The 20,376-nt window shown below is 67.4% G+C and carries 16 protein-coding genes; 7 read left to right on the top strand and 9 right to left on the bottom strand.

All coding sequences use genetic code 11. The features are described 5' to 3' along the window. The first annotated feature begins 23 nt into the window (after positions 1 to 23). Positions 24 to 1,073, top strand: a complete 1,050-nt coding sequence (locus tag ACFTWF_RS21025; protein WP_378463104.1) for an alpha/beta hydrolase — start codon at positions 24 to 26, stop codon at positions 1,071 to 1,073. A gap of 192 nt (positions 1,074 to 1,265) precedes the next feature. Here ACFTWF_RS21025 and ACFTWF_RS21020 read toward each other — a convergent pair whose 3' ends face one another. Both ACFTWF_RS21020 and ACFTWF_RS21015 read right to left on the bottom strand, forming a co-directional pair. Beyond that, positions 1,266 to 1,586 (bottom strand): hypothetical protein, encoded by a 321-nt coding sequence (locus ACFTWF_RS21020; protein WP_378463103.1) that lies wholly within the window; start codon positions 1,584 to 1,586, stop codon positions 1,266 to 1,268. Positions 1,587 to 1,900: 314 nt separating this feature from the next. Beyond that, positions 1,901 to 2,734 (bottom strand): sulfurtransferase, encoded by an 834-nt coding sequence (locus tag ACFTWF_RS21015; protein WP_378463119.1) that lies wholly within the window; start codon positions 2,732 to 2,734, stop codon positions 1,901 to 1,903. Positions 2,735 to 2,825: 91 nt separating this feature from the next. Between ACFTWF_RS21015 and ACFTWF_RS21010 the strand changes: the two genes are divergently transcribed. Continuing rightward, positions 2,826 to 3,908 (top strand): beta-mannosidase, encoded by a 1,083-nt coding sequence (locus ACFTWF_RS21010; RefSeq protein WP_378463102.1) that lies wholly within the window; start codon positions 2,826 to 2,828, stop codon positions 3,906 to 3,908. A gap of 4 nt (positions 3,909 to 3,912) precedes the next feature. Here the strand turns inward: ACFTWF_RS21010 and ACFTWF_RS21005 are convergent, their stop codons facing one another. The 6 genes from ACFTWF_RS21005 to ACFTWF_RS20980 all read right to left on the bottom strand — a co-directional run bounded on the left by ACFTWF_RS21005 (position 3,913) and on the right by ACFTWF_RS20980 (position 13,748). After that, the gene (locus ACFTWF_RS21005; RefSeq protein ID WP_378463101.1) at positions 3,913 to 5,550 is read right to left on the bottom strand and encodes an ArnT family glycosyltransferase; all 1,638 of its coding nucleotides are present in this window, start codon (positions 5,548 to 5,550) and stop codon (positions 3,913 to 3,915) included. After that, positions 5,547 to 7,043, bottom strand: a complete 1,497-nt coding sequence (locus tag ACFTWF_RS21000; protein WP_378463118.1) for a glycosyltransferase — start codon at positions 7,041 to 7,043, stop codon at positions 5,547 to 5,549. Before ACFTWF_RS21000 ends, ACFTWF_RS21005 begins: the two co-directional genes overlap by 4 nt. Then, on the bottom strand, positions 7,040 to 8,500 hold the full coding sequence (locus ACFTWF_RS20995; protein WP_378463100.1) for a hypothetical protein: 1,461 nt from the start codon (positions 8,498 to 8,500) through the stop codon (positions 7,040 to 7,042). The genes ACFTWF_RS21000 and ACFTWF_RS20995 overlap by 4 nt, the downstream gene beginning before the upstream one ends. A 9-nt stretch (positions 8,501 to 8,509) precedes the next feature. Continuing rightward, positions 8,510 to 10,504, bottom strand: coding sequence for a hypothetical protein (locus ACFTWF_RS20990; RefSeq protein ID WP_378463099.1), 1,995 nt, complete (start codon positions 10,502 to 10,504; stop codon positions 8,510 to 8,512). Between the two features lie 173 nt (positions 10,505 to 10,677). Beyond that, complete coding sequence (locus ACFTWF_RS20985; protein ID WP_378463098.1) at positions 10,678 to 13,020, bottom strand: glycoside hydrolase family 65 protein; 2,343 nt, start codon at positions 13,018 to 13,020, stop codon at positions 10,678 to 10,680. A 2-nt stretch (positions 13,021 to 13,022) separates the two neighbouring features. After that, entirely contained in the window at positions 13,023 to 13,748 is a 726-nt protein-coding gene (locus ACFTWF_RS20980; RefSeq protein WP_378463097.1) for an HAD family hydrolase, read from the bottom strand. 143 nt (positions 13,749 to 13,891) lie between these two features. Here ACFTWF_RS20980 and ACFTWF_RS20975 point away from each other — a divergent pair, with 143 nt between their 5' ends. Both ACFTWF_RS20975 and ACFTWF_RS20970 read left to right on the top strand, forming a co-directional pair. Then, positions 13,892 to 14,428 carry an ester cyclase gene (locus ACFTWF_RS20975; protein WP_378463096.1) on the top strand — a complete coding sequence of 179 codons (537 nt, stop codon included), beginning with the start codon at positions 13,892 to 13,894 and terminating at the stop codon, positions 14,426 to 14,428. A gap of 164 nt (positions 14,429 to 14,592) precedes the next feature. Next, positions 14,593 to 15,726, top strand: coding sequence for a glycosyltransferase (locus ACFTWF_RS20970; protein ID WP_378463095.1), 1,134 nt, complete (start codon positions 14,593 to 14,595; stop codon positions 15,724 to 15,726). Between the two features lie 46 nt (positions 15,727 to 15,772). On the opposite strand, the gene ACFTWF_RS20965 is transcribed toward ACFTWF_RS20970, so the two are convergent. After that, on the bottom strand, positions 15,773 to 16,519 hold the full coding sequence (locus ACFTWF_RS20965; RefSeq protein ID WP_378463094.1) for a hypothetical protein: 747 nt from the start codon (positions 16,517 to 16,519) through the stop codon (positions 15,773 to 15,775). Between the two features lie 190 nt (positions 16,520 to 16,709). Here ACFTWF_RS20965 and ACFTWF_RS20960 point away from each other — a divergent pair, with 190 nt between their 5' ends. From ACFTWF_RS20960 to ACFTWF_RS20950, 3 genes are all read left to right on the top strand, one after another. After that, the gene (locus ACFTWF_RS20960; RefSeq protein ID WP_378463093.1) at positions 16,710 to 17,081 is read left to right on the top strand and encodes a hypothetical protein; all 372 of its coding nucleotides are present in this window, start codon (positions 16,710 to 16,712) and stop codon (positions 17,079 to 17,081) included. Between the two features lie 603 nt (positions 17,082 to 17,684). Further along, the gene (locus ACFTWF_RS20955; RefSeq protein ID WP_378463092.1) at positions 17,685 to 19,199 is read left to right on the top strand and encodes a sugar transferase; all 1,515 of its coding nucleotides are present in this window, start codon (positions 17,685 to 17,687) and stop codon (positions 19,197 to 19,199) included. Positions 19,200 to 19,280: 81 nt separating this feature from the next. Continuing rightward, positions 19,281 to 20,372 (top strand): glycosyltransferase family 4 protein, encoded by a 1,092-nt coding sequence (locus ACFTWF_RS20950; RefSeq protein WP_378463091.1) that lies wholly within the window; start codon positions 19,281 to 19,283, stop codon positions 20,370 to 20,372. Positions 20,373 to 20,376: the final 4 nt, after the last annotated feature.

The following is a 20,376-nucleotide window of genomic DNA, read 5'->3' as shown; positions in this document are numbered from 1 at the left end:
AACAGACAAGGGCGGAATTTCTGATGCAGGGACGTTCATCACGGTCGTCGACGGGGCGGAGGCGACGGGTCGCCGGTGTGTTGAGTGCCGCGGCCCTCGTACTGGGCCTGGCGGGCGCCGCCCCGGCGGGCGCCGATCCTCAGCCGACGCACCCGGCAGGGGCAGCGTACGTCGACCACATCGACAAGTTCGACGACCGCCGATGGGACCTGCATGTGTACTCCCCGTCGATGGACCGGGTGATCCCGTTGCAGGTGATCCGGCCCGCCGACACCAGTGCGCCGCGACCGACGCTGTACCTGCTCAACGGTGCCGGGGGCGGGGAGGATGGAGCGAACTGGCTGAACCAGACCGACCTCCTCGGCTTCCTCGCCGACAAGAACGCCAATGTGGTCATTCCCGCCGAGGGCATGTTCAGCTACTACACCGACTGGATGCAGGACGATCCGGTGATCGGCCGGAACAAATGGACGACGTTCCTCACCCGGGAACTCCCTCCGGTGATCGACGCGGCGCTCGATACCACCGCGGTCAATTCGATCGCCGGCCTGTCGATGGCGGCCACCTCCGTGCTCGATCTGGCGATCGAGGCGCCGGACCTGTATCGGGGTGTGGCCTCCTACAGCGGATGCGCGCAGACCAGCGACCCGCTCGGGCAGGCCTACGTTCGGTCGGTCATCGAGGTGATGGGGGAGACCGACGCCCGGAACATGTGGGGCCCCTACGACGGACCCGGCTGGCGTGCGCACGATCCACTCCTCAACGCCGAGGGCTTGCGCGGCCTCTCGCTCTACATCGCGAACGGCAACGGACTCCCCGGACCCTACGAGAACCCGGCACTGCCCCGTACCCCGCAGTCGCCGCCGCTACCGGACCAGGTCGTAATCGGCGGCACCATCGAGTCCGCCACCAATATCTGCACGCACCGATTGGCGGAACGCCTGCACGAGTTGAACATTCCCGCGACCTTCGACTTCCGGGACAACGGCACTCATTCGTGGGGGTACTGGCAGGACGACCTGCGTGCGTCCTGGCCGCAACTGTCGGCGTCCCTCGGCCTCATCCCGGAGTAGTTTCCGGGAGGGGCGGCAGTGTTTCAAGGCCCCGATATCCGGTGTATTTGTCCTCCTCGGTGAGAGATCGAGAATGATGGTGTCGACCCGGCGGATGTGCGATTCTCATTCGGCAGGATCGCAAAGCGAGCTGATGTACAGGCGGGCCGAGCCGGTGAAGACGGCCACTCACACCATGTGTTCCTGCCGGTACTACAAGAGCATGCTCGCGCGCTGCCCATCTTCGGTGAGGGTGTCGGCGGCGTCGGGCAGGTGGGCGGCCACTACATCGGGTGTGCCGGCGAGGGGTTCTCCTCGGAGCCGTTTCGTGCCGCGGAGAATTTGGACGAGCGACGGCGGGACGCGTTCGGCGTAGTCGAGGGCGGTGGTCTCGTCGATGGTGTGGGGGAGCAGGTCCTGGGCGCCGGTGAAGTCGGGACCGAGGGGGTGTTCGACTCCGTGGCGGGCGCACCGGTGTAGGTGGATTTCCAGATCGAGGCGGGTATGAGGCTGATGAGGTGGTCGGGCAGCCACATCGAGTCGGCGCCTCCGGCGACCGCGTGCGCTCGGGTGTTGCGCAGTAGAAGGTCCGGGGCCACGCGGGGGTGGACGCCGGGTTCCATCAGTCCGGTTTTGACGCCCGCCGCCGACCACGACGCGACCGTCGTGCACGATTTGCGACCGTGCGGCGCCCGGCCCGGGTCGACGTCGCCCTCGACGACGAACTCCGCGTGCACCTCGACTCCCCGCGGCTCGGCTCGGCTCGGCCGTCAAGAACTGGAGAAACACGAAAGCGCGCGATCGACTGCTGTCCGGTGCTGGGTCATCGGACGTGGAACAACACACCGCTACTGCGCGTCGGGACCGACGGCGACCGGACGGCCGGGATCCGACGACCACTGCGACCAGGACCCCGGGTACAGGGCGGCGTCGACGCCGGCGAGGGCCAGCGCCGCGATTTGATGGGCCGCCGTCACACCCGATCCGCAGTACACCCCGACCGTCGTGCCCGGCTCGGCGCCGACCGCGGCGAACCGTTCGCGGAGCGCCTCGGCGGGCGCGAACCGTCCGTCGGGCCCCAGGTTCTCGGACGTCGGGGCACTGTGGGCACCGGGAATGTGCCCGGCGCGGGGATCGATCGGCTCGGTTTTCCCCGAATACCGTTCGGCGGCACGGGCATCGAGAAGGCGACCGCGGGCGGCGAATTCGGCGGCCTCGTCCGCGGTCAGCGTCGGCAGGTGACCCGCGGTGAGCACGACGTCACCGGGCTGTCGTGGTTGCTCGTCGCCGGAGCGGACGGGACGGCCTGCCGCCGTCCACGCGCCGAGGCCACCGTCGAGCATCGACACGTCGGCGACACCGGCCCATCGCAGCAGCCACCACGCCCGCGCGGCGGCGAGATTCCCGGTCGCGTCGTAGACCACGACGCGACTGCCCGCCCGGATGCCCCACCGGCGTGCGGCGTCCTGGAGGTCCGCCACCGCCGGCAACGGATGCCGCCCCAGTTCCGGTGTCGCGGGGGCGGCCAGTTCGGTGTCGAGGTCGACGAACACGGCCCCGGGTATGTGCGCGTCGAGGTAATGCTGCCGGCCTTCGGCGTCGCCGAGCGCCCACCGCACGTCGAGGAGGATCGGGGGAGCGTCGCTGCTCAGCGATTCCGCCAACTCGTCGGTCGTCACCACGGGACTCGTCACCACAGGACTCATGGGCACCACTGTCGCACAACGCGGGTTCGGTGTGCCGCGGAGAGGGGAACCTGGCACCCTGACACGAATGACGGGACGTCTGTCGACGGCGCTGGTGGCAGCTGCGCTGTTCGGAGTGGTCGGGTGCGCCCCCACCCCGGCGCCGACGGCGCTGCCCCCGGTGCCGCGGGTGCAGGCTTCCCCGTCGGGTCTGACTCTCGACGGCCGGCCCTGGTGGCCGGCCGGACTGAACGCCTATCAGCTGGCCACCGACTGGTCCGTCAACCGCGGGTGCGGCGCGGAGGTCGACCTGGACGGTTTCTTCGGCAGCCTGCCGCAGGGGTCGCTGACCCGGTTCAACGCATTCCAATGGCTCGCGATCGACAAGGCGACCGGTGCGCTGGATTTCACCGGGATCGACCGCGTCTTCCGGGCAGCCGAGGCTCGGCGTCAGCTGGTGATCCCGGTCCTCGCCGCGCAGGACGGGTCGTGTGGTGACGAGATCTTCAAGTCGAGCGACTGGTACGACGGCGGGTGGCACGATGTCGCGCCGGGCTCGGTGCTGAGCTACGAGGACTGGGTCGCGACGGCGGTGAAGCGGTGGCGGGACTCGCCGGCGCTGGCGATGTGGGAGTTGATGGGTGAACCCGAACCGTTGACCCCGTACCGCAGTTGCGCGGTCACTGCGGGGGAGACGCTCCGGACGTTCGTCGACGACGCGGGCGCCCTTGTCCGCAGTCTCGACAACCGTCACCCGATCACGCTCGGCCTGATCGGCGGCGGTCAGTGTGGAACGGCGGGACCGGATTACGAGTTCGTCGGTGCGTCGCCCGGACTGGACGTGCTGCAATACCACGACTACGGTGCGGACGGCGTTCCGCTGCCGGGCGATGTCTACAACGGCCTCGCCCTGCACATCGAGCAGGCGCAACACCTGCGCAAGCCGATCCTCGTCGCGGAGATCGGGCAGTACGCCGGGGCGGGCTGCGTCTCCGTCCTCGAGCGGGCCCGCACAGTGGCCGCGAAATTGGACGGACAGCGTGCGGCGGGAACGGCGGGGGCACTGCTGTGGGCGTTCGTTCCCGACCCTCGTCCCGGGGAGTGCACGTACGACATCGGTCCCGACGACCCGGTGCGCGGGGTGCTGCGGGAACGGAACGGCACCCGCTGACCGTTCACAGGATCCGGTACAGCCGCCAGGTGGGTTGGTCCTGGCCGTCGTTCGGTATCTCGAGTTCGAGGGTGGCGATGTCCGCGCCGGTCTCGTAGAGGGTCGGGTACCTGCGGTTGACGGCGTCCGATTCGCCGCGGCCCTCGTTGGGTACGGCGAGGACGTACTGGACGCCGTGGTCGGCGGGCCGGTTGACGATGGACGTGAAGTCCTGGTCGGAGGGTATGACGAACGTGCGGGGATCGCGGGTGGCGGTGTAGACGGCGAACCCGTAGACGGTGTCCATGAGCACCGACCCCTCGGGCAGATGCATGGCGTCGATGTGCCGGGCGAGTTCGCGTTCGGTGCCGAACGACGCGATGATCCTGCGCTCGGTGCGCCGCTTGTCGGAGGTGTCGGAGGGTGCGGGGAACACGACGGATTCCAGCGCGTACTGCTGACTGGACAGCGTCGGCGACACCATCAGCGCGCCGGTCGCGACGGGTGTGACGACGACGAGCACGACGGCGAGGGCCGCCGGAACGGACCGCGATCCGACGACGACGCGCCGCGCGAACCCGTGCGGGCCGTGGCGCCGCTCGACCAGGGCCCCACCGGCCGGCACCAGTTGGAAGGCCAGCACCGCCATCAAGGGCAGGGCGCAGATGTAGAACCGGAGGAACGGGAACGTCAGTCCCCTCATGTAGCTGAGCGTGGCGAACGCGATGACCGAGGCCAGGACGACCACGGCCGCCACCACCTCGAGGTCGCGGCGCCGCCAGGCCAGCACCGCGACGACGGGGATCAGCAGCGGGAGGACGGGCCCGAGGACGACGGTCTCCGCGATCGAGAACACCAGCGCGTAGGTCGTGTCGGTGGATCCGCCGCCGCTCTGCTCGAGAATGCTGGAGTTGCCGTACGTGGACGAGAACTGTTGAAGCGCTTCGCCCGTGATCAGCCAGCTGGTGGCCGCCCACGCCAGGAACGCGACGCCGGTGGGCAGGGCCACCAGTACCGCGTCCATCGTCGCGGGAAAGAGTAGTTCCCGCTTGTTCTTCCAGCCCTGCCGGAGCAGGGTCGTCGCGAACACGAACACGGTGACGGCGAGTCCCGCGGCGAGCGCGTCGTATCGGGCCAGGTAGGCGAGGCCGAGGGCGACTGCGACGGCGACGAGGTCGTGGATGTCGTCGGTGGTGCACCAGCGGATCAGGCGGCGGGTGGCCCAGCACATCATCAGCAGGAACGGCGCCTCGCTCATGCCGTTGCCGCCGTAGAACACGATCATGGGGTTGAGCGCGAACAGTGCGGTGACCGTCCAGACGAGCCACATCGGGCAGCGGCGGTCGGTGCCGATCTTGAAGATCTGCACCACCGCGCCGGCCATGAACGGAGCGGACATGACCACCCCCGTCACGCCCCAGGACGTGAGGCCGGGCCACCAGTGGCTCAGCAGCACCGTCGGCAGTTGCACGACGGCCGTCAGCGGGGTGAAGACGAAACCGATGGCGGCCAGATGGGGATCGCGGCTGAACAGCACACTCCGTGCGGCGGAGACGCGGCTCAGCGCATCGCCCATCAGAAAGCCGTGTCCGACCGTCAGATACAGCCCGATCACCACGTAGAGCGCGGTGCACCCCCAGAACAACCACCGCGTCGGCCTCACGGTGTGGAACCCGTCGCGTCTGCCGCACTCGCCTCGGCCGGCTTCGACCCGTTCGGTGCGGACAGTCCGTGGAACGTCTTCTCCCAGTACGACGGGTTGCGGATCAACTGGTAGGTGCCCTTGATCGCGGCGATGCTCATCATCACCCAGTACAGGGGTGTCGTCAGCCCGGCGATCAGGAGCGCCGAGTTCCGCGTCTCCCGGCACGCGATCAGATTCATGTAGAGCACCGCCACATTGCCGAAGATCAGCGAGACGAGCGCCGGGAAGTACACGTAGGCGGGGAATTCGTCCCGGATCACGTGGGGCTGCCCCATGATCCAGGCCAGGCTGATTAGCCAGAACGCCATGTTGAGGCACGCGATCAGCGGTGTCCCTGCCATGAGGGCGGTGAACCGGAAGAAGCCGACGGCGCCGAGACCGCGCCACAGTCCCACCGGCCGGCGCATGTGCACCAGCCACGTCTGCAGGTAGCCCTTGTACCAGCGGGACCGCTGCCGGATCCAGTTGATCGGATCGCTGTTCGCCTCCTCGAGCGTCGTGGAGTCGAGGACGGCCGTGCGGTACCCGGATTCGGCGATGCGCACACCGAGATCGGCGTCCTCGGTGACGTTGAACGGATCCCAGGAGCCGATCTCGTCGAGGACGCTGCGCCGCAGGTGATTCGACGTGCCCCCGAGCGGAATGGGCGAATCGCTCCGCATCAGGCCGGGCAGGATGAACCCGAACCACAAGGCGTAATCGGCGGTGAACCAGGCGGTGAGAAGATTCTGGGTGCCGTTGTGGAACGCGAGTTTCGCCTGCACGCACGCGGTGTTGTCGGGGAGGCGGTCGAACGCCGCGACCACCCGGCGCAACTGCAACGGGTCGGGGTGATCCTCGGCGTCGTAGATGGTGACGATCTCGCCGGTGGAGAAGTGCAGACCGTAGTTGCAGGCCTTCGGTTTGGTGCGCGGATCGGCAGGCGGGACGAGGAGGACGGTGACCACGTCGCCCACTCCGGCGGCGTCGGCGGCCGCGATGGTGACGTCGTCGTCCTCCTCGAGCAGCAGGAGCACCTGCAACTTCTCCTCCGGGTACTTCAGTGCCCGCATGGCCGCGATCAGGTCGGCCACCACCTCCGGTTCGTTGTAGGCGGGAACCAGAATCGTGTACGGCGGCAACTGGTCGTCGGTCAGCGCGAGGGCCTCGTCGTCCGGGATGTTCACGATGGTGCTGCCGTCCAGTCCGCGGAAGAACAGGATCAGCCGGTCGGTGAGCGTCCAGACGTAGGCGATCGTGCAGAGGAACGTCACCGTCACCAGCGTGGGGATCGGAAAGAAGTACGCGCACACGATGACCAGGGCCAGCAGGAACAACAGGAGATTGCGCTGCCAGGGGTAGAACGCGACCGACGCGGACGACATCGGATGCTTCTCACGGAGACCGTTGACGGCGTCGTGCAGTGCGGCCGTCGCGAACTCGGTGTCGTACGTGTCTTCTTCGCGGATCACCACTGCTGCGCCTCCACGATCTCGCGTGCCAGGGTTTGAAGCATCGCCCGGTCCTTGTACTCGGGCTCGGTGTCGGAGACCGCGGTCTTGCCCCGCAACAGCACGGCCAGCGAGTTGGTGCCGTTGGACGCCATCGACGGCTCCGGCTCCGGGAAGTAGGCGTCGGGTTCGTGATTGTCGACGGTGATCAGGCTGATCCGCTGCGTCAGCCCGGGACTCCGCACCCACACGAAGTTGAGGTTGCTCCAGGTGAGGAGGAGGTCGTCGTCCACCACGGTGTACATCTCCGCGGTGATCCCACGGCCGACGTCGACGAAGACCTTCGGGCTCACCCGCGCGTTCTGCAGCCGGTACTGCGTGTGGCTGGGATACACCTCCAGGGTGGAGGGGCGCCGCACGGACAGTGCGTCGACCTGGACGGTGCGCGGGCGGTTCAGGACGTCCCAGGCGGGATTGGGTTCGGTGGTCCGGATGGTCTGCCGCGTCAGCCGCGACGTGGAACCGTAGTACCGCCGCGGCCAGTTGTACTCCTTGAAGGCCAGCTGGTCCCAGCCGTCCGGCACGACGATCCCCGCGTCGGCGGTCGGGGCCGGTCCCGGCGACACCGGGGTGAGGTTCTGGTCGGGCAGCGGCGTCGCGAACAGCACCGCGGCCGCCACGAACACCGCGACGAACGTGAATCCGCTGTTGATCGTGGTGGGACGCCGGACCGGTCGATCGAACGGCGCCATGCTGCCGCCGCGGCGCTTGTACACGTAGAAGCAGATTCCGACCACGATCGAGGTGGCGAGCGCCGGCCCCAGTTGGGTGGCGAACGACGGCGCCGTCGGAAACATCTTGATGGTGACCCACAGCGCGACGCTGCCGAGCGCCACCGAGCAGGCGAAACCGACGGCGGCGCGACGATTGCTGCGGCTGACTGCGATCGCCGTGGCACCCGACGCCAGGATCACCATGATCAGGCCGTAGTGGAACCGCTGGCCGCCCAGCAGGATGGCCAGTGATCGGTAGGTCAGCGGACCGAGCCCGAGCGCGAGCACCCATACCGGCCAGAACCGCGACACCGGGCGGAGACCGAAGACGAGGACCGCGGAACTGATCACGAAGAACCACGCCGCGACCACGTCGATGTGCATCAACTGGTAGTCCTCGGCGAACCGGGGGAGGAGCAGCACCTGGAAGGCGAGGGTGATGAGAAGCCCGATGCCCCCGACGATCTTGTCGGTCTGCCGGTCGTGGATCGGCAGTTCGCCCTCACGCCGCAGGGAGATGCCGATCGCGGCGCAGATGCACAGTGCGGGGACGACGAAGACGTATCCGATGGCGGTGCCCTCGGTCGTGCTCCGCCACACGTCCTGCCACGTCTTCCAGAACGCGAACACCGTGGCCACCAGGATGAGGAACCACCGGGCCGTCAGCCGGACCGCCGCGTCGAAGGCGATGTTGCGGATGATCACGGTCGTCGCTCAGCGTGGCAGTGGACGGGATCGGCGGTGACGGACGACGAGCGCGGCCGCGATCACGATGCCGGCGAGCAGCAGGATGCCGGCCACCCCGAGCACCCAGCTGACGGTCGTGGAGACACCGGACGAACTCGGGCTGTTCCCGGTACCGGGCAGCGACAGTTCGACGGGGTCGCGGGTGGCGGCGGTGAAGAGCACGTCGCCGTTGAGGGCCGCCCAGCGATCCGGTTCGGCGCGCAGCCATTCGAGTGTTCGGTCGAGTTCGCCGGGAACGCCCGTGGATCCGGCGACCACCACCTGCCGCGTCCCGTCGAACGCGGTCTGCAGCGAGGCGAAGTCGACCGGCGCACCGAACGTGACGGTGGTGGAGCCCTCGGTCCCCGGATCGGTCAATTCGAGCGTGGCGTTCTCGGTGCTCGCCAGGGGCAGGGGCACACCGTCCGGCAGATTCCCGTCGGCGGCGATGAAGATGGCCGGTTTCTGCGAGTCGACGGCCTCGTCCAGCGACACCCAGTTGGGGTCGAGTTCGACGGTGGTCAGCGACTGCAGTCCGGTCACGACGGCGACGGCCCGCGCGGTGTCGTCGAATCCGCCGACGGTGCCCGCCACGTCGACGGTCGGCAGCAATGACTGCGGCAGGGCCTCGAACCCGCCGGGATGCGGTGTGCCGGACGGTTCACTGGTGACCTCGCTGTTGGGGTCGATCGACAGCGTGACCGGCTGTTCGAGTCCGCACTGGTTGGTGGCGCCGGTGGTCTGCAGGGCGACGGTGAGTGTGGTGACCCGCCGCAGTGCGTCGTTGGGCACGTCGATCCAGCGGTCGATCACGCCGCTGGGCTCGGCGGCCCAGCTGGCGATCTGCCGGTCGCCGGCGGTGACGGAGATCAGCCCGTTCTGCGTGCTCGGCAGCGGTGTGTACGTGCCCTGCAGGTTGACCCGCACCGTGTCCGAGGCACGTCCGAGCCGGGTCTGATCGAGTCCGAGGGCGACCGCCACGCGCCCGTGCGTCGTGGACGACAGGTTGCTCTGGCCGAGACCGCGCAGCGTCGTCGAGGTGGGAGCGAGGATCGGCGGGTGATCCATCGATCCGGCCGTCGCCCGCGCTTCCACGGCGACACTGGCCACCTGACTCGTGATCAGCCGGCTCTGATTCAGCAGCGTGCGATCGTCACCGGTGAGGCGGAGGGCAGGCGCACCACTGGGGGCGGGGATCAGTTCCGTCGCCGCGGTGCCGTTTTCCCGGAGCACGATCGACCGGTCGAACGGACCGTCGACGGACGTCGGTGTCAGCTGGTCGTCGGGGAGGCGCCGCACGTCGACCCGCACCGGCTGCGCACCGTAGTAGGCGACGACCGCCGCGCCGAGGTCGACCGCCGCCGCACTCTCCGCCGAACTGGGATCGCCGGGAAGGTAGAGATGCAGTTGCTGCAGCACCGGTGGGAGGAAGTCCGCGACTACCGTCGGATTCGCTGGGGTGCCGCGGTACACGGCGCGCACGTCGCGGAAGTTCAGGCTGCGCCCCGTCCAGTCCGCGGGGCAGATGTCGTCCAGCGGCACCAGCGTGGTCCGGAGCGTGACCGCGACCGCCTGCTCGGTGAGCTCGGCGCCTGCGAGGGGAATGGACACCGGCGCATTCGCCGCGGGAGCGCCGGGCAACTCCACCCGCCCGAGCGACCGTCCGGCGGACTCGACGTCGATCCAGGCGCGCCCGACGTTGCCGGGAAGGTCGACCACCCCGTCGAGCGACGTGGGGGTGAGCCCCTGCGGCACCGGAACGGTGATGGTGACCTCGTCGTGGTTGCCGCGGAACGGTACGGCCTCACCGAACCCGAGCGAGCGGGAACCGAGCGCGACGGTGCCACTCGGCTGTGGCTCGATTTCCGACGACACCGGATCCTGCGCATACGCCAATGGAACCGACAACATCGCCAACCCACACGCGGCGACCACCGCGAGAAGCCGGGCAGCGGGCGGGCGGAAGGGTACGGCGACGGGCATCAACGACTCTTTCGGTGCGGCGTGGCGGTGACATCTTCGGATCGGTACAAATGAAACGTGCGCGCCTGACGCTACAGCCAACCGGTCGGTTTCGTTTGCTGAAGCGCAATTCGACACGGGGAAGCGCAATTTTGTTCGCTTACTGTGAAGTTGGGTACCGCGAACAGGATCGCTCAGCCCCCGCGACGCACGGGTGCCCGACCGTACGGTTGCCGCACGGCCGCGGTGCTCGGCAGATCCGGGATCGGCCGCGTCTCGGGGGAGGAGTTCAGTGTGAAGACGCTCCCGTGGTGGGCGAGCTGAACCGGATCGCCGGACAGCAGACGGTAGGTGGCGGTGTTGGCGCGAATGTCCACGTGGATCTGGCTGCCCCGCACCGTCATCCGAAACGACAGATTGACCAGTTGCGGGGGGATGCGGGGCGCGAACGAAATCTCGCCGTCGTGATCGCGCATCCCGCCGAAACCCGCGACACACGCCATCCAGGTGCCGGCGAGGGACGCGATGTGCAATCCGTTCTCGACGTTGGCGTGGAGGTCGTGGAGATCGGTCAGGGCGGCCTCGGCGAGGTAGTCGTAGGCGAGTTGCAGTTGGCCGACCTCGGCGGCCATCACGGACTGCACGCACGCCGAGAGGGAGGAGTCCCGCACGGTGAGTGCCTCGTAGTAGGCGAAATTCGCGATCTTCTCTTCGTCGGTGAAGGCGTCCCCCCTCAGGTACATCGCCAGCACCAGGTCGGCCTGCTTCACCACCTGCTTGCGGTAGAGGTCGAAGTACGGATAGTTGAGCAGCAGCGGATAGTTCTCCGGCGGGGTGCCCTCGAAGTCCCACTCGTCGTGGTGGGTGAAGGCGTCGGATTGCTGATGCACTCCGAGTGCGGTATCGAACGGAATCCGCATGTGCTCGGCCGCATCTCGCCAGAGCGCGGCTTCCTCGTCGTCGACGCCGAGTTCACGCGCCAGCCCGGGGCGCCGCTCGCAGACGGCCGCCGCGTCGCGCAGATTCTTCTGCGCCATCAGATTGGTGAACACGTTGTTGTCGGCGATGGCGGTGTACTCGTCCGGTCCGGTGACCCCGTCGATCCGGAACTCGCCCTGCGCATTGTGGTGGCCGAGCGACGTCCACAACCGGGCCGTCTCCACGAGCAGTTCGACGCCGCACTCGGCTTCGAAGTCCTCGTCGCCGGTCGCGGCCAGGTACCGGGACGTCGCGACGGCGACGTCGGCCCCCACGTGGAACGCCGCGGTGCCGGCGGGCCAATAGCCGGAGCACTCCTCACCGTTGATCGACCGCCACGGGAACACCGCTCCGGCCTGCCCCAGTTGGACGGCGCGGTTCTTCGCCTTGTCCAGCGTCGAGTGCCGCCACCGCAGGGCGTCGCGGGCCGAATCCGGCACCGTGTACGTGAGGAGAGGGAGCACGAACGTCTCGGTGTCCCAGAACGCGTGTCCGTCGTAACCGGGCCCGGTCAGTCCCTTCGCCGGGATCGCCCGGGACTCACCGCGGGCACCCGCCTGCAGCACGTGGAACAGCGCGAACCGCACCGCCTGCTGCAGTTCCGCGTCACCGTCGATCTCGACGTCGGCCGTCTCCCAGAAGGCGTCGAGGTACTCGCGCTGTCGTTTCAGCAGCGTCTCCCAGCCGGTTTCGAGGGCGCCGGCGAGCGCCCCCTCGACCTGGCCGCGCAGGGCGGGCGTCGACCGCCGCGCCGACCACCCGTACGCCAGGTACTTCGTCACCTTCAGGCGCTCACCCTTGGGGATGTCAACGGCGACGGTGAGGCGGGCGAGATCCTCTTCGGTCTCGATGCTGCACCGCCCGCCGGCGGGGTAGTCGACCTCGTGGTCCATACCCGCGGCCATCCGCAGTCCCGACGCCCGCGTGTGGTGAGCGAGGACGGCGCGGAAGTCATGGGCCGCAGCGAAATCGGAGACCAGGGGGCTGTCGAGGGCCGCGGCGACCCGCGGGTCGTCGGTGCGCACCGGAATCGACTCGTTGGCGAGCAGGTCCGACTGCAGGACGAGTTCGATGTCGCCGTCGAGTGGCTCCACCTCGTAGTGGATGGCGGCGACCGCGCGTGAGGTGAACGAGACGAGTCGCTCCGAATGGATCCGCACTCGGCGACCGGTCGGTGACGTCCACTCGGTGGTGCGCCGCAGGGTGCCGGAGCGGAAGTCCAGGACCCGCTCGTGGGCGGGTGCGCTGCCGTACCGCATGTCCAGGGGCTCGTCTTCCACGAGCAGGCGGATGATGCTGCCGTCGGTCACGTTCACGACCGTCTGGCCGTCCTCCGGGTAACCGTAGCCCGCCTCGGCGTAGGGCAGGGGGCGTTGCTCGTAGAACCCGTTGAGATAGGTGCCGGGGAGACCCCGCGGCTCACCCTCCTCGAACGTGCCGCGAATCCCGATGTGTCCGTTGGACAGTGCGAACGTCGACTCGGTGGCGTGCAGTGCCTCCAGATCCAGTCCGCGCCACTTCAGCTGCCACGGTGAGATCTCGTAGCCCTTGTCGTCCATGCTCACCTTTCGAGGAGTTCGGCCAGGTCGTTCACCACCACGTCGGCGCCGTGCTCGCGCAGCGCGTCGGCCTGATCGTTCCGGTTCACGCCGACGACGTAGCCGAATTCACCGGCCCGGCCCGCTTCCACCCCGGACAGCGCGTCTTCGAACACCGCTGCCTGATCGGGGTGCACGTTGAGTGCGCGGGCGGCCGCGAGGAACGAATCCGGTGCGGGCTTGCCGCGCAGGTTCTGCTCTCTGATGACCACCCCGTCGATGCGGACGTGGACGTAGCGGCTGAGATCGGCGGCGTCGAGTACCGACTTCCCGTTCGCGGACGACGTCACCACGGCGATCTTCAGGCCTGCGTCGTATGCGGCGCTGATGTAGCGGACCGAACCGGGGTAGGGGCTGACGCCCTCCTCCTCGATGATCGTCAGCAGCAGCCGGTTCTTGCGGTTTCCGACACCGTTGATCGTTTCGGCACTGGGCGGATCGTCCGGCGAGCCCTCCGGCAGGGTGATGTTGCGGGACGTGAGGAACGTCCGGACGCCGTCGGCGCGGGGCCGTCCGTCCACGTAGTCGTAGTAGTCCTCGTCGGTGAACTCCCGGAAGTTCGTGCCCTCGCGATGCTTCAGGAACTCGTCGAACGTGCGCTTCCACGCCTTCCGGTGCAGGACCGCCGTTCCGGTGAGCACGCCGTCGAGATCGAACAAACAGGCCGAGATCGCATCAGGCAGTCCCATCACCTCCCCGACGGTACCGTCGGGGAGCGCGGTTTCGCTGAGGCGCGCGCAAATTCTGCACCCGATCGAACCGGGTCGCTCGTTGACTCCGGCCGGGGGCCGCCGAATACTGAGAGTTCCCACCGACTGTTGCGGGGTGCACCGTGGACATCGAGGAACCGACTCCGTCGGCGCAGGTGAGGTCTCTTGCCGTTCGCTCGATGGAGATCATGGCGAGCGGAAGCCGCGCCGACTTCGACTCCGTCGTGCATCCGAACGCATTCAACCGGGAGAGTGAAGCCGAACCGCCGGCGACGCGCGGGCGTGGGCCCGGCGCCTTCCATGCGTCCGCGCTGTGGCTGCGTTCCGCTTTCGCCGAACTGCGTTTCGACATCGATCACGTCGTCGTCGACGGGGAAATCGCCGTCGTCCACACGACCATGCGCGGCAGGCACACGGGACCGTTCGTCGTATACGACGAACGCGGAGCGATCGCCCAGGTGTTCGCGCCGACGGGCAGGACGTTCGCGGTCACGCAGTCGCACTGGTTGCGCGTGGAAGAGGGCCGGGTGGTCGAGCACTGGGCCAACCGCGACGATCTCGGTCAGGCTCTTCAGCTGGGCTGGGTGCCGCCGACGCCGCTGTCCTTGCTGCGCAATGCGTGGGCCAAGCGGACAGCCCGCAGGAACGCGCCGCGCTGAGTCGCGGAGCGTGCCGGAACGGTGACGGATCCTGTCCAATGCGCACCAAAACGAATCGCCGCCTGTTGACGGCCGGAGGTTCGACGGCAATCGTTGTGGACATGAAGGTCGGGTCGCCCGCCCGAACGAACATGGAGGGCCCGGCCCAGCCCGGGGAGGCTCCGATGGCAAGAATTCTGTTCGTCACGTGGGACGGCGGCGGCAACGTGCCACCTGCTCTCGGCATCGCGGCGGAGGCACGCAACCGCGGTCACCAGGTCCGATTCCTCGGACACGCCCAGCAACGCGAGAAAATCGAACGGCACGGGTTCCGGTTCACGCCCTACGCCCATGCACGACCCTGGCAGGCGACGACCAGGCATCCCGGTATCGCGGGGGTGTACCAATCGCTCGCCGTCTTCACCGACACCGGGCCCGGAATCGATCTGCTCGACACCGTCGCGCGCGAACCGGTGGACGTTGTGGTGGTCGATTGCCTGCTGTACGGCGTCCTGCAGGCCGCCGACGCCGCGCACCTGACGCGTGTGACGCTGGTGCACACCTACTACGAGTTCATGTACCGCGCCGTGACCCGGGGTACGACGCCCGTGATGGCCAGGCTGAAAGGACAGCGGCCACTGAGGCTGTGGGCGTCATCGGACCTCGCGCTGGTGACCACCGAGAAGGACCTCGATCCGGCCTCCCGCCGAGGCCTGCCCGCCTCCGTCCACTACACCGGTGTGGTGCGACATCCGATGCCGTCCACGTTGACCCCGGTATCCGAACGCGATCCACTGATCCTGGTCAGCCTCAGCAGTCTCAACTTCGACGGACAGCAGCGGGCCCTGCAGAACATCCTCGAGGCTGTCGCCGGACTGCCCGCCCATACCGTTGTCACGACCGGACCGTCCGTCGACCCGGCAAGCTTCACGGCGGGCCCGAACTCCGAAGTGCACGGCTACGTTCCACACGAACAGATCCTGCCGACCGCCACCCTCGTCGTCGGACACGGCGGTCACGACACCACTATGCGGGCTCTCGCGCACGACCTGCCCCTGGTCATTCTGCCAATTCACCCGACGCTCGATCAGAAGATGATCGGCCGCAGTCTGGAGCAGTACGGCGTCGCCCGGTGCCTCCGCAAGACGGCCTCGCCCGAGCGCATCCGGTCGGCGGTCCGCGACCTGCTTGTGCCCGGACCGCACAGGGTGGCCGCGGCGACGCTGGGAGCGCGGATCCGGGACCATGACGGTGCCGTTCATGCCGCGGACCTCATCGATCGCCTGCCGATCCCCGAACGGCGCAGGGGAGTGCGATGACGCAGTAGCGCCACGTCCGTTCGGCAACACCCACCGTGCCCCGGCATCAGTCCGGCAGGCTGCCGACGCGATCCGCGAGCAACGCGCAGTAGGTCCGGTCGGTGCCTGGGGCGAGCCGCACCCAATAGCTGGTGTGGTCGCCCCGGAACAGGTAACCGTTGACGTCGTCGATGGCCTCGGAGTACTGCTGCCAGACCGTCCACGGGCGCCACCAGTTCAGGATCACCGCCTGCCACCGGCGGGTGCGGAGCCGATCGAGGAGGTCCACCACCCACGCTGCCGGGTCGGCGAGTGAGAAGGCGGCTGATTGGTCCGCGAACGTGCGGAGCGGCGAGTTGCCCGGGCAGCAGCAGATGGCGTCCAACGGGTCGGCGATCTGCCACACGGGCATCCCCGTGATCGGGCGTTGCCCCGCGATGCCCCAACCGGGCAGGTTCGCGGACGCCGGCCGCAGGGGGTCGGCGATCAATCCGGCCCCGCGAACGTCCAGGGTGGGGTGCTGTCCCCGTCCCACCTCCGCAGCCACATTGCCGGCGAGTGCGGCTCCACCCGAGTAGCCGAGCAGAACAACCGGATTCGGATCCTCGTCGATCATCCGCAACAGAAGCACTCGACCTTCGGACAGCGCCTTGTCGAACGCCGAACCACCCGGATCGGGCACGGGCCCGTAGCTCGCCTCCCACGGCACCTGCTTGACGACGAACCGCGCGGGGTCGAGGAGTTGCGTCGTGTTGGTGAGCATGTTGACGTCGAGATCCTCACCGATACCTCGGCAGCACAAGACGGTGATCATCCAACCTCCCACGTGAGTGCCGATGCGTGCCCGAGCACACTTTCCCACTCACGTGCGGGGGTGTCCTCCGATCGGGGGAGTTGAGATTCATCCGGTGCGCCGCCCGATCGGCGGACAGACGCAGTCGCCGGCTCGCGAGAGAGTTGTCCTGTACCCGGATCAGCCGAACACATGGACAGGAACTTTCGCGATGTCACCCATCTCCAGCATCGAGGTCGCCCGAGCCCGCCGGTCTCGTCGCGTGCTGTTCGTCGGCAACCCCACCCGCTACAACGACGTCTCACAATGGGCGATGGTCAGGCAATGGGTGGCGCTCCACGGTCTGGAGCCGATCCGCGAACTCGACGGCAACGTGCTCTGTGTCATCGTCACCGAGGACATTCTGGACGGACGGTGTTCGGCGAGGGAAACTGCCACCGTCCAGCAGGCCCGCGCGCTGGGAGTGCCGTGCATCAGCGTCCACGACACCACCCAGATCTGGCAGGTCACCGCCCGAGTGCGGGCGCGGATCGGACGGTCGCCGGTCGGTGCGTCGCCGCGGTTCCGTCACGACGGTGCGTGAGGCATCGTACGGGGTCCGTCGCGGCCCCGAATCCCCGGCGCTGTCATTCGAATTCGACACCGCCCCGATATCGCTGATCCGAAATATCGTCACCATTCTCGGTGGCGAGACCGAATAGAAATGGCCAACGCAAACTTCGAGTATGTATCGCGGTAATTTGCCGGTACTTCGAATGCGTCCGGGCGCTCTGTCCGGACTTACTCGGCCGAAAATCGTTCCGCCTCAGCACCTGTGGTCAGTTTGCTGAAATCGGTTGTGTCCGAACCAATTGTGGGGGTGAAAAACCGCTGCTCAGCGCGTGTTTAGTGCGGACCGCGCGGTCTGCTATCCGCTATGGCGATGAGACAGGACCGAATTGCGCTGATAACGTCCACACTCGTTGTGAATGTTCGATGTCGTCCAGCTACATGGCGGTGCTCGGGGCAGTTCTGGATCGTTGCTCGTAGGGTTTTCGTCGCCTACGGGTAAAGGCCGCACGGCACGCACGGCGTTGCGCCATGGGTGACGGCGACACTGCACTTCGTCCCTGAAATCTGCTGTCGTGAAACGGCCGACTCGACCTTCACACTCTGCCGGCGATCGGTTCGACAGTGGAGGGGATGCATGGCGACGTTCAACTCGACTGTGGAGAGAGCTTCAACTGTTCACAGCGTTGCGGCACCGTCAGCGCAACGAGGGGTGGCGCGCCGACACTGGCTGGCCGTCTACATCAGACGAATCCTCCTCACCGACACGCTCGTCGTCGTGCTCGCCGTGGCCCTGGCTCAGTGGGTGCGCTTCGGGGGCGCCGGAACTCTCGTCGACTCGCGCACCCTGAGCAACGTGAGCTACGGTCTGATCTCCGTCGGCCTCGTGACCTCGTGGCTCGGCATCCTCGCCGTCTTCCACGTGCGATCCCCGCGAGTGGTCGGGAGCGGCCCGGAGGAGTATCGGCGCATCGCCACCGCGACACTCCGGCTGTTCGGCCTCATCGCGATCGCCGCACTCCTCCTGCACGTGGAACTGGCACGGTTGTACCTGGCGATCGCCTTTCCCACCGGACTCCTCGGTCTCCTCCTGACCCGTTGGATGTGGCGCCGGGTCCTCGCTCGCAAACGTGCGCGCGGACTGTGCCGGACAGCCGTCCTGGTCGTCGGCGCCGAACACTCCGTGCGCAACCTCGCGAGGACGTTCGATCGGGGAACGGCGGACGGATACAACGTGGTCGGGGTATGTATCCCCGCGCACCACCGGTCGTCCGACGACACGATCACCGTGGACGGACGGTCGATACCGGTCCTCGGTGACGAGCACGACGTCGTCGATGCGATCGAGCGATCCGGAGCCGATACCGTCGCGGTCACGGCCACCGAGCATCTCGGCCATCACGGACTTCGCGAAATGGTGTGGGATCTCGAGCAGTTGGACGTCGACCTGGTGGTCGCTCCGGGAATGATGGACGTCTCCGGGCCGCGCCTCGAGATGCGGCCCGTCGCGGGACTGCCGCTGATCCACGTGGAGAAGCCGCGCTATCACGGCGCCAACCGATTCGGGAAGACGTCGTTCGATCTGGTGTTCGCGATCGTCGCACTCATACTGCTGAGCCCCTTGATGCTGTTCGCGGCCGTGGTCGTCAAGCTGACGAGCCGGGGACCGGTGCTGTACAGGTCGGAACGAATGGGCATGGACGGCAGGCCGTTCCCGATGCTGAAGTTCCGGTCGATGGTGGCCGAAGCAGACACGCACAGTGCCACCTTGAGTGGGCACAACGAGGGCGCCGGGGTGCTGTTCAAATTGCGCGACGATCCGCGTGTCACGCGCGTCGGCCGCGTCATGCGCAAGTACAGCATCGACGAGTTGCCCCAGTTCATCAACGTGCTGCGACGAGAGATGAGCGTGGTGGGACCGCGGCCCCCTCTGCGTGTCGAGGTCGAGTCGTACGAGAACGAGGTGCATCGTCGACTGCTGGTGAAGCCCGGTGTCACCGGCCTGTGGCAGGTGAGCGGGCGCTCCGACCTGTCGTGGGAGGACTCGGTGCGACTCGACCTGTCCTACGTCGAGAACTGGTCGATGGTCGGCGACATGCTGATCATCGCCAAGACCCTGAAGGCGGTGGCCTCCCATGACGGCGCGTACTGATCCACCACGGCATCACGATTCCGACCGTCGCTCGCGATGCGTCACGAGACGAAGAAACACGGGAAAGACGGTGATCGCGTAGTGCGAATTCTGGTCGATGCCTATTGGTGGGTCGATGGCCCGTATTCGAACCGTCTCGTACTGCGGGAGATCGTCGGCCGGTGGCGCTCGGCATTCCCGGACGACGAGCTCGTGCTGGCGATCCCGTCCAAGTGGAGTGATTCCGAGGCAGAGTTGCCCGTGGGAGTCGAGCGCATTCCGACGCGAATGAGACGCCATCCGACCATCAATGCTCTCGAGCTTCCTCTGTACCTCAAGAGGGGGCGAGAATTCGACGCAATCTTTCTCCAGAACTTCGGTGCACCGACGTCGAACGCCGCAGTTCTGGTGCACGACGTTCTCTTCCAGAGCAACCCCGAATGGTTCACGCCGATCGAGCGACTCTACCTCTCGGCCATTCCCTTTCTTGCGAAACGCACCGGTCGCGTACTGACTACGACGAGACACGAAGCCGATCGGGTTTCCACGTACAACGCCATTTCGGCAGAGGTGGCGGTGACGGGCCTGGGGCTGTCGACGACGTTGCTCGAATCGCGGTCACGACAACCGAGCCACCCGCTGAAGACTCGTGGGTTCCTGCTCACCGTCGGGCGGCTGAACATTCGCAAGAATCTGGAGAACACGATCGCCGCCGCGATCGAATCGGGTGCAGTCTCGGAGGACTTCCCGCTGGTCGTCGTCGGTCAGCGATCCGGTCGGCTCCCCGAGTCCAGTGAATCGGTCAGGTCAGGCGTGGCGTCCGGTGCGATCGTATTCATCGAGTTCGTGCCGGATGAGGAACTGCGGTGGCTGTACGAGAACTGCGCTCTGTTCTGTTTCCTCTCGCTCGGTGAGGGATACGGTCTGCCGCCGGTGGAGGCGGCGTACTTCGGCGCACGCGTTCTCGTCAGCGACATACCGGTCCTGCGAGAGAATCTCGGCGCCTGTGCGCAGTACGTCGATCCACACGATGTTCCTGCGATCTCGAGCGCGATCACCACATTGTTGGCCACTGCCGCGAGGGAACAGGACGATACGCCGCTGTCGAATCCGGGAAGTCCGATAACCGGGGACTGGGATGTGACCGTCGAGACCATCAGAACAGCCGTCGCCGATCTTGCGGGCAGCAGATAGCCCA

It is taken from the genome of Rhodococcus sp. NPDC056960 (assembly GCF_042674125.1).
Classification (GTDB): domain Bacteria; phylum Actinomycetota; class Actinomycetes; order Mycobacteriales; family Mycobacteriaceae; genus Rhodococcus_F.
This window is presented reverse-complemented; position numbering and strand designations above follow the sequence as displayed.

Excerpts from the sequence above, each read along its gene's own strand:
- ACFTWF_RS20980 (WP_378463097.1), bottom strand. The coding sequence starts at position 13,748 with ATGGGACTGCCTGATGCGATCTCGGCCTGTTTGTTCGATCTCGACGGC.
- ACFTWF_RS20965 (WP_378463094.1), bottom strand. The coding sequence starts at position 16,519 with ATGATCACCGTCTTGTGCTGCCGAGGTATCGGTGAGGATCTCGACGTC.
- ACFTWF_RS20990 (WP_378463099.1), bottom strand. The coding sequence starts at position 10,504 with ATGCCCGTCGCCGTACCCTTCCGCCCGCCCGCTGCCCGGCTTCTCGCG.
- ACFTWF_RS20955 (WP_378463092.1), top strand. The coding sequence starts at position 17,685 with ATGGCGACGTTCAACTCGACTGTGGAGAGAGCTTCAACTGTTCACAGC.
- ACFTWF_RS20970 (WP_378463095.1), top strand. The coding sequence starts at position 14,593 with ATGGCAAGAATTCTGTTCGTCACGTGGGACGGCGGCGGCAACGTGCCA.
- ACFTWF_RS21025 (WP_378463104.1), top strand. The coding sequence starts at position 24 with ATGCAGGGACGTTCATCACGGTCGTCGACGGGGCGGAGGCGACGGGTC.
- ACFTWF_RS20985 (WP_378463098.1), bottom strand. The coding sequence starts at position 13,020 with ATGGACGACAAGGGCTACGAGATCTCACCGTGGCAGCTGAAGTGGCGC.
- ACFTWF_RS21010 (WP_378463102.1), top strand. The coding sequence starts at position 2,826 with ATGACGGGACGTCTGTCGACGGCGCTGGTGGCAGCTGCGCTGTTCGGA.
- ACFTWF_RS20960 (WP_378463093.1), top strand. The coding sequence starts at position 16,710 with ATGTCACCCATCTCCAGCATCGAGGTCGCCCGAGCCCGCCGGTCTCGT.